Origin of the sequence: Pseudomonas citronellolis, assembly GCF_029335315.1 — a bacterium.
Taxonomy (GTDB): domain Bacteria; phylum Pseudomonadota; class Gammaproteobacteria; order Pseudomonadales; family Pseudomonadaceae; genus Pseudomonas; species Pseudomonas citronellolis_A.
Map to the genome: position 1 here is coordinate 1 of NZ_JARJLT010000036.1, position 8,458 is coordinate 8,458.

General features: G+C 68.0%; 8 protein-coding genes. 1 reads left to right on the plus strand and 7 read right to left on the minus strand.

Features of this window, described 5'->3' with window-relative positions; genetic code table 11:
* From glmS to P3W75_RS02840, 7 genes are all read right to left on the minus strand, one after another.
* Positions 1–1,834: glutamine--fructose-6-phosphate transaminase (isomerizing) (gene glmS / locus P3W75_RS02810; protein WP_276225855.1), on the minus strand; the 1,834-nt coding region annotated here is incomplete at its 3' end.
* Positions 1,835–1,855: 21 nt separating this feature from the next.
* Positions 1,856–2,617 (minus strand): DeoR/GlpR family DNA-binding transcription regulator, encoded by a 762-nt coding sequence (locus P3W75_RS02815; RefSeq protein WP_276225856.1) that lies wholly within the window; start codon positions 2,615–2,617, stop codon positions 1,856–1,858.
* A 288-nt stretch (positions 2,618–2,905) separates the two neighbouring features.
* Positions 2,906–4,798: a GGDEF domain-containing protein gene (locus P3W75_RS02820; protein WP_276225857.1), complete on the minus strand. Its 1,893-nt coding sequence runs from the start codon at positions 4,796–4,798 to the stop codon at positions 2,906–2,908.
* Complete coding sequence (locus tag P3W75_RS02825) at positions 4,795–5,658, minus strand: endonuclease/exonuclease/phosphatase family protein (RefSeq protein WP_276225858.1); 864 nt, start codon at positions 5,656–5,658, stop codon at positions 4,795–4,797. The genes P3W75_RS02820 and P3W75_RS02825 overlap by 4 nt, the downstream gene beginning before the upstream one ends.
* 11 nt (positions 5,659–5,669) lie before the next feature.
* On the minus strand, positions 5,670–6,311 hold the full coding sequence (gene dsbA / locus P3W75_RS02830; RefSeq protein WP_276225859.1) for a thiol:disulfide interchange protein DsbA: 642 nt from the start codon (positions 6,309–6,311) through the stop codon (positions 5,670–5,672).
* Positions 6,312–6,454: 143 nt separating this feature from the next.
* On the minus strand, positions 6,455–7,063 hold the full coding sequence (locus P3W75_RS02835; RefSeq protein WP_276225860.1) for a c-type cytochrome: 609 nt from the start codon (positions 7,061–7,063) through the stop codon (positions 6,455–6,457).
* Between the two features lie 47 nt (positions 7,064–7,110).
* Positions 7,111–7,401 carry a c-type cytochrome gene (locus tag P3W75_RS02840; RefSeq protein ID WP_276225861.1) on the minus strand — a complete coding sequence of 97 codons (291 nt, stop codon included), beginning with the start codon at positions 7,399–7,401 and terminating at the stop codon, positions 7,111–7,113.
* Between the two features lie 187 nt (positions 7,402–7,588).
* On the opposite strand from P3W75_RS02840, the gene yihA reads away from it, so the two are divergent.
* Positions 7,589–8,248, plus strand: coding sequence for a ribosome biogenesis GTP-binding protein YihA/YsxC (yihA, locus tag P3W75_RS02845; RefSeq protein ID WP_276225862.1), 660 nt, complete (start codon positions 7,589–7,591; stop codon positions 8,246–8,248).
* Positions 8,249–8,458: the final 210 nt, after the last annotated feature.

Consider the following 8,458-nt stretch of genomic DNA (forward strand, 5'->3'; position numbering starts at 1 on the left):
ACTCGACGGTGACGGACTTGGCCAGGTTGCGCGGCTGGTCGACGTCGGTGCCCTTGAGCACGGCGACGTGGTAGGACAGCAGCTGCAGGGGCACGGTGTAGAGGATCGGCGCCAGGCAGTCGTGGATCGGCGGCATGCTCACCACGTGGGTGCCGGGGCCGTTGCCGATGCCGCTGTTGCCTTCGGCGAAGACGATCAGTTCGCCGCCGCGCGCGCGCACTTCCTGCAGGTTGGACTTGAGCTTCTCCAGCAACTCGTTGTTCGGCGCCACCGTGACCACCGGCATGTCGCTGTCGACCAGCGCCAACGGGCCGTGCTTGAGTTCGCCGGCCGGGTAGGCCTCGGCGTGGATGTAGGAGATTTCCTTGAGCTTCAGCGCGCCTTCCATCGCCACCGGGTACTGCGCGCCACGGCCGAGGAACAGGGTGTGGTTCTTCTCGGCGAACAGCTCGCCGACCTTCTCCACCACCTTGTCCATCGCCAGGGCTTCTTCCAGGCGCGTGGGCAGGCGGCGCAGGGCTTCCACCAGCTCGGCCTCGACGCCCTCGTCGAGGCGCCCCTGGACCCGACCGATGGCCAGGGTCAGCAGCAGCAGGGCGACCAGCTGGGTGGTGAAGGCCTTGGTCGAGGCCACGCCGATCTCCGGGCCGGCCAGGGTCAGCAGGGTCATGTCCGACTCGCGCACCAGCGAGCTGGTGGCGACGTTGCAGATCGCCAGGCTGGAGAGGAAGCCCAGCTGCTTGGCGTTGCGCAGCGCGGCCAGGGTGTCGGCGGTCTCGCCGGACTGGGAGATGGTGACGAACAGGGCGTCCGGCTGCACCGCCACCTTGCGGTAGCGGAACTCGCTGGCCACCTCGACCTGGCAGGGGATGCCGGTCAGCTCCTCCAGCCAGTAACGCGCGACCATGCCGGCGTGGTAGCTGGTGCCGCAGGCGACGATCTGTACGTTGCGCACCTTGGCGAACAGCTCGGCGGCGTTCGGCCCGAAGTTCTCCACCAGCACCTGGTTGCCGCCCAGGCGGCCTTCCAGGGTGCGTTGCACCACCTTGGGCTGCTCGTGGATTTCCTTGAGCATGAAGTGGCGGTACTCGCCCTTGTCGGCGGCCTCGGCGCCCTCGTGGTACTGCACGGCCTCGCGGACCACCGGACGGCCTTCGGCGTCCCACAGCTGCACGCTGTCGCGGCGCAGCTCGACGATGTCGCCTTCCTCCAGGTAGACGAAGCGGTCGGTGACCTGGCGCAGCGCCAGCTGGTCGGAAGCGAGGAAGTTCTCGCCCAGGCCCAGGCCGATCACCAGCGGGCTGCCGCTGCGCGCGGCGACGATGCGGTCCGGCTGGGCCAGGCTGATCGCCGCCAGGCCGTAGGCGCCGTGCAGTTCCTTGACGGTGGCCTTGAGCGCCACGGTCAGGTCGCCCAGCTCGCGCAGGCGCAGGTGCAGCAGGTGGACGATGACCTCGGTGTCGGTCTGCGAGGTGAACACGTAGCCCTGGCCCTTGAGGTACTCGCGCAGCTCCTCGTGGTTCTCGATGATGCCGTTGTGCACCACCGCCAGCTGGTCGTGGGAGAAATGCGGGTGGGCGTTGGCCTCGCTCGGCGCGCCGTGGGTGGCCCAGCGGGTGTGGGCGATGCCCAGGCTGCCGGCCAGCGGCTGCTCGGCCAGGGCCTGTTCGAGGCTGGCCACCTTGCCGACGCGACGGCGCCGCTGCAGGGTGCCGGCGGCGTCCACCAGGGCCAGGCCGGCGCTATCGTAGCCACGGTACTCGAGGCGCTTGAGGCCCTCGACGAGGATCGGGGTGACGTTACGTTCGGCGATGGCGCCAACGATTCCACACATGGGGCGTTCTCCTGGGTTCGTTCAGCGCGCGCGTACGACTTTCACGCCGCGCGCCTCGATCTGGGCGCACGCCTCGTCGCTGAGGCGTTCGTCGGTGATCAGGGTCTGGATGCTGCTCCACGGCAGCTCCAGGTTGGGCATGCGCCGCCCGAGCTTGTCGGCCTCGGCCATGACGATCACCTCGCGGGCGACCTCGGCCATGACCCGGCTGAGCCCGAGCAGTTCATTGAAGGTGGTGGTGCCGCGGGCCGGGTCGAGGCCGGCGGCGCCGATGAACAGCTGGTCGAAATCGTAGGAGCGCAGCACCTGTTCCGCCACCTGGCCCTGGAACGACTCCGAGTGCGGATCCCAGGTGCCGCCGGTCATCAGCAGCACCGGCTCGCGCTCCAGCTCGCGCAGGGCGTTGGCCACGTTCAGCGAGTTGGTCATCACCACCAGGCCGGGCTTGCGCCCAAGCTCGGGGATCAGCGCCGCGGTGGTGCTGCCGCTGTCGACGATGATCCGCGCGTGCTCGCGGATGCACGCCGCCGCCGCGCGGGCGATGGCCTGCTTGTACGGCGACAGCGGCGGGGTGGCCTCGGCGAGCAGCTCCTGCGGCATCGGCACGGCGCCGCCGTAGCGGCGCAGCAGCAGGCCGTTGCTCTCCAGGGCGGCGAGGTCCTTGCGAATGGTCACCTCGGAGGTGGCGAAACGCCGGGCGAGGTCATCCACGCTGACCTCACCCTGCTGGTTGAGCAAGGCGAGGATCTCGTGGCGGCGCTGGGGCGTGTTGCGTTTCGACATGAAGGATTATGTTTCGATTCGAAAGTTATAGGTGCGAATCAAAACCCAAGAGCTTTCATTCGTCAAGCGGAGATGATGGATGGGCCGCGCGCCGCGCGGACGCTTCTGCGCAAAACAGTAGGGCGCATAACGCCTGCGGCGTTATCCGCCATTGCCCCCAGCTCCGGCGCTCGGGCCAACGGCGGATAACCGCGAACGGTTATACGCCCTACGTCTGCCACGCCCTGCGCGTTCACGGGGATGGCCGCGATCGCGCGCATGGCGCGCTCCTACGGGGGCACGGTGCGCTTAGCCCAGCTCCAGGCGGTTGCGGCCGCCGCGCTTGGCGCGGTACAGGGCCTGGTCGGCGCGTTCGAAGGCGGCTTCGTTGCGCTCGCCCTCGCGCAGCTGGGCGAGGCCGGCGGAGCAGGTGATGGTCAGCGGCTCGCCCTTGAAATGGAAGGGTATCTTTTCCACCGCCGCGCGCAGCGATTCGATCATCTGCCGACCGCCATCCATGCCGGTGGAAGGCAGCAGCACGACGAACTCCTCGCCGCCGAAACGGGCGATGAAGTCGGTCTTGCGCATGCGCTTGGCCAACTCGCCGGCGATGATCTTCAGCACCTTGTCGCCGGCCAGGTGGCCGAAGTCGTCGTTGATCCGCTTGAAGTGGTCGACGTCCAGTACCGCCAGCACCAGGTCACCGCCGAAGCGCTGTACGCGCGCGGCTTCCAGCTCCAGGCGCTCGCTCAGGGCGGCGCGGTTGGGCAGGCCGGTGAGCGGGTCGGTGAGGGCCTTCTGCCGCTGGTCCTCGATGCTGGCCTGGGCGCTGCGCGCCTCTTCCTCCATCGAGGCGACCCGCGCCACCAGCTCCTGCAGGCGTTCGCCGGCTTCATGCTCGCGCGCCTCGCGCTCCTGACGATGCCGCTCGATGCTGCCGAGCAGGCCTTCCAGGCGACCATCCACCGAGCGCTTCAGCGATTCCAGGTCGGTGGCCTGCTGCACGCTGCTCTGCAGGTCGCTGACATGGTCGCGCAGTTCGTCGTCCAGGCGCCGCGCGCCATCGGCGGCGTCGGACTGGCCCTGTTGCACCGAGCCGAGGCTGGCGAGGAAGGTGCTCAGGCGTTCGTTGAGCTGCACCAGGTAGCCTTCGAAGGCTTCCTGGCCGCTGTCGTTCAGGGCCAGCACCAGCACGGCCAGGTCGTCCAGCACCGGCACCAGTTCGTACCAGTTGAGGCTGCCGTTGATGCGCTCGCGCAGGGCTTCGGCCTGGGTACGGTGGGAGGTCGGCAGCTGCAGCTCGTCGAGCAGGTGCAGCAGGCTGGCCTCGATGTGCGGCGCCACCGCGCTGTAGCCGGGCTCGGGCATCGGCGGCAGGGCGTATTGCTGGTCGCCCTCGACGTCGAGCAGCACCGGGCGCGGCGAGCTGGGAATCAGCCCGGCGGGCAGCGGCAGGCTGTCCAGCGCGGCGGCGGGCCTTTGTGGCGCTTCGCCGGGCGGCGCCGACCAGGTTTCGAGCACCGCCGGGGCGCTTTCTTCCTGGACCGGCGCGGATACGGGGGCGGTCTCGGCGCTCGCTGGCGCTTCGACAACGGCATCGGCGGCGGGCGCGGCTGGGGCCGGCTGCGCTTCAGCCACCGGCTCCGCCGGCGCCGTGGCGCTGTCTTCCTCGTCGTCGCGGCCGCCGAACAGCCGCTGCAACAGGCCCGGGCGCTGCGCCTCGGGACCGGCGGCCAGTTGGTCGAGCACGCGGCGCTGCAGGTTGCCCAACTCGCCGAGCAGCACCGGCAGCTCGCGGGACTGGCTGGCGCGCGCTTCCAGGTCGCGGGCGAACAGCTTCAGCGGCAGGCGCACGTCGCGCGGCAGGTCCAGGCCGAGCAGCTGCTGGGCGATCTGCTGCAGCGCGGTGACGTTCTGGCGGATGCGCTGCTGGCGGCGCTGCTCGGAGTCCAGCACGGTCTTTTCCAGGCGCGGGATCAGCCGCGAGAGACCGGCGTCTATGTCGTTGCGGCGCAGCAGTTCACGCAGTTCCTGCATGCACTGGTCGACCGCCTTGTCGCTGCCCTCGGCCGCCAGGCTGCTGCGCACCAGGCCGCGCCGCAGCAGGTCGATGCGCGCCTCCCAGCGGCTCTCCAGGCGTTCCTGCTGCTCGATGTTGGCGAGGTACTTTTCCTTCCAGCGCTGGTTCTCGTCGCGGCTCATCGAGCGTCCTTCAGGGCAAGCGCGGAGTCTTCCCGGCAACCGTCCGGCAGGCGGATCTCGACGGCCACCGGCAGGTGGTCGGAGATCGGCTCGGGCAGCACGCTGACCCGCTCCAGGGTCAGCTCGGGGCTGAGCAGGATGTGGTCCAGGCAGCGCTGCGGGCGCCAGCTGGGGAATGTCGCCTCGACCTGCGGGGCGATCAGCCCGAGGTCGCGCAGCGGCGAGCTTTCGAGCAGGTCGCTGGCGTGGGTGTTCATGTCGCCCATCAGCACCTGGTGGCGGTAGCCCTGCAGCAGTTCGCGGATGTAGGCGAGCTGGCGGGTGCGGGTACGCGCGCCGAGGGCGAGGTGCATCATCACCACGGCCAGGGCGTTATCGCCTTCGCCGAAGCGCATGAGGATGGCGCCGCGGCCGCGCGGGCCGGGCAGCGGGTGGTCTTCCAGGGCGCTCGGACGCAGGCGGCTGAGCAGCCCGTTGCTGTGCTGGGCGATGCGCCCGAGGTTGCGATTGAGCTGCTGGTACCAGTAGGGGAAGGCGCCGAGCTGGGCCAGGTGCTCCACCTGGTTGACGTAGCCCGAGCGCAGGCTGCCGCCATCGGCTTCCTGCAGGGCCACCAGGTCGTAGTTGGCGAGCAGGTCGCCGATGCGCTGCAGGTTGCTGGCGCGCCCGGCGGTGGGCAGCAGGTGCTGCCAGCCGCGGGTCAGGTAGTGGCGGTAGCGCTCGGTGCTGATGCCCACCTGGATGTTGAAGCTGAGCAGGCGCAGGCGGCCGTCGGCGGGATACTCGCCAGCCTCCGCCTGCGGGTTGACCCGCGCCAGGCGGGCTCCCGCGGTGCGTTGCTGGCTGTGCCTGCGCAGCATGCCCGGCTACCTTACTGGGCGCCCTTGGCGGCGTCGCGTTCCTTGGCGATCAGGAAGTCGGCCAGTTCCAGGGCCTTCTCCGGGCTGCCGGCCGAACCGATGTCGAAGCGGTACTTGCCGTTGACGACCATGGTCGGTACGCCGCTGATCTGGTAGGCCATGGCCAGTTTCTTGTCCTTCTCGATCTGGCCCTTGATGGCGAACGAGTCGAAGGTGCTGAGGAACTTGTCCTTGTCCACGCCCAGCGGGGCGAGGAAGTCGGCCATTTCTTCCGGAGTGGCGAGTTTCTTGCCTTCCTTGTGGATGGCGTCGAACACCGCGGTGTGCACCTTGTGCTCCACGCCCATGGCTTCCAGGGTCAGGAACAGCTGGCCGTGGACGTTCCAGATGCCGCCGAACATGGCCGGGATACGCACGAAGTGCACGTCGGCCGGCAGCTTGGCGATCCACGGGTTGATGGTCGGCTCGAAGGCGTAGCAATGCGGGCAGCCGTACCAGAACAGCTCCACCACCTCGATCTGGCCAGGCTTGGACACCGGAACGGGGGTGCTCAGCTCGGTGTACTGCTTGCCAGCTTCGAACTCGGCGGCTTGCGCGCTGAGACCGAACAGGCCGGCAAAAGCCAGGACGGCGGTGAAAATCAGGTTACGCATGGTTCACTCCTTGGCGGTATCGGGGGCGCCGCTGCGCGGCGGTGCTTGGACCGGGGCGGCCGGCGGCGGTTCCAGCATTGTAGTGGCGCCCGATATGAAAAAGGGCGGCCTGAGCCACCCTTTTTTTCATTTCCGCGACGACCTCAGTGCAGGCCCTCGATGTAGCTGGAAACCGCTGCGATGTCCTTGTTCGACAGCTTGGCGGCGATGCTGCGCATGATCATGCTGTCGCCGTCGTTGGTGCGGTCGCCTTCGCGGAAGTTGGTCAGCTGCTTGGCCACGTAGGCGGCGTGCTGGCCACCCAGGTGCGGGAAGGCGGCGGTCTCGTTGCCCACGCCGTTGGGCGAGTGGCAGCCGGTGCAGGCGGGCATGCCGTCGGCCAGCTTGCCGCCGCGGTACAGCGCCTCGCCTGCGGCGACCAGCTTGGGATCGGCGGCGCCGACGCCCATCTTCTGGCTGGAGAAGTAGGCGGCGATGTCGGCCAGGTCCTGGTCGGACAGGTTGGTCAGCAGGCCGGTCATCTCCAGCACGGTGCGCTTGCCGTCCTTGATGTCATGCATCTGCTTGAGCAGGTACTTGTTGCCCTGGCCGGCCAACTTCGGGAAGTTCGGCGCCATGCTGTTGCCATCGGCCCCGTGGCAGGCACCGCACACGGCGGCTTTCGCCTGGCCGGCCTTGGCGTCGCCTACTTCGGCGTGGGCCAGTCCGGTCAGTCCCAGGGTCAAGAGCAGACTCACGATTATTTTGTTCATCAGCTAATCCATTACGGCTAAAGGTGAAAGAGAGAGGCCCAAGTTGCTTAGTGGGACATCCACTGGATGATCGCCTTGTAGTCCTCGGCACTGCAGTCGGTGCACAGGCCGCGTGGCGGCATGGCGTTGAAACCGTTTGTCACGTGCTGCACCAGGGTGTCCATGCCCTTGTCCAGGCGCGGTTTCCAGGCTGCGGCGTCGCCCTTCTTCGGGGCCATTGGCAACTGGCCGGCATGACAGGCGCCGCAGGCCCGGTTGAACACCGCCTCCGGTTCCTGCGCGGCCTGCACGCTGGTAGCCAGCGCGGCGGCTACGGCTGCGAACAGCAGTTTCTTCATGATTGTCCTCATCGGGAGGGAACGTCCGCGTTCTATTGCGCGGCCCGTTGATTATCGCGTTCCCGTGGCGCCCGACCCTGGGGGATAAAGCGCACACAAAATCCGCGGCATTATATACTTCGCCTGCCTGTTCGAAAACGAGACCGGCCCCCGCGACACCGAGTCGCACCCGCCGCGGAAGCCCCCAATGCCCCCCAAGACGCCTGCCAAGAACCCCATCCTCAGCCTGTGCCAACAGGCGACTTTCCTGATCAGCGCGGCCAAGGTCGAGCAATGTCCGGAAGACAGCGGCCGCGAAGTCGCCTTCGCCGGCCGATCCAACGCTGGTAAGTCTAGCGCGCTAAATGCACTCACCCATGCCAATCTGGCGCGAACCTCGAAAACCCCGGGGCGCACCCAGTTGCTGAACTTCTTCCGGCTCGACGACGAGCGCCGCCTGGTCGACCTGCCCGGCTACGGCTACGCCAAGGTGCCGATCCCGCTGAAACTGCACTGGCAGCAGCACCTGGAGGCCTACCTGAGCAGCCGCGAGGCCCTCGTCGGGGTGGTGCTGATGATGGACATCCGCCATCCGCTGACCGAATTCGACGTGCTGATGCTCGACTGGGCCCAGGCCGGCCGCCTGCCGATCCACGTGCTGCTGACCAAGGCCGACAAGCTGGCCTTCGGCGCGGCGAAGAACGCGCTGCTCAAGGTCCGCAGGGAAATCCAGCAGGGCTGGGGCGACGTCGCGTCGATCCAGCTGTTCTCGGCGCCCAAGCGCGAGGGCGTGGAGGAGGCTCAGCGGGTGCTGGCCAACTGGCTGGGGCTGCTGCCGGAAGAAGACGGGGAAGAGGCGCAGGACTGAATCGCGGGCAAAAAAAACCCCGAGCTTCGTATGGGGAGGGGGAAGTTCGGGGTTCAAGTCCGGACCGCTAGGGCGGGGTCCAGGATTCTGCCAACACTAAACACTGCAAAGGAGCATCGAAGGGCTTCTCCAGCCATTCACGAGTTCTGACCCGGCCCGTTGCAGGAAAGTTCAGTGCTTCACGAAAAAAATTTCCGCATTCCACCCAGC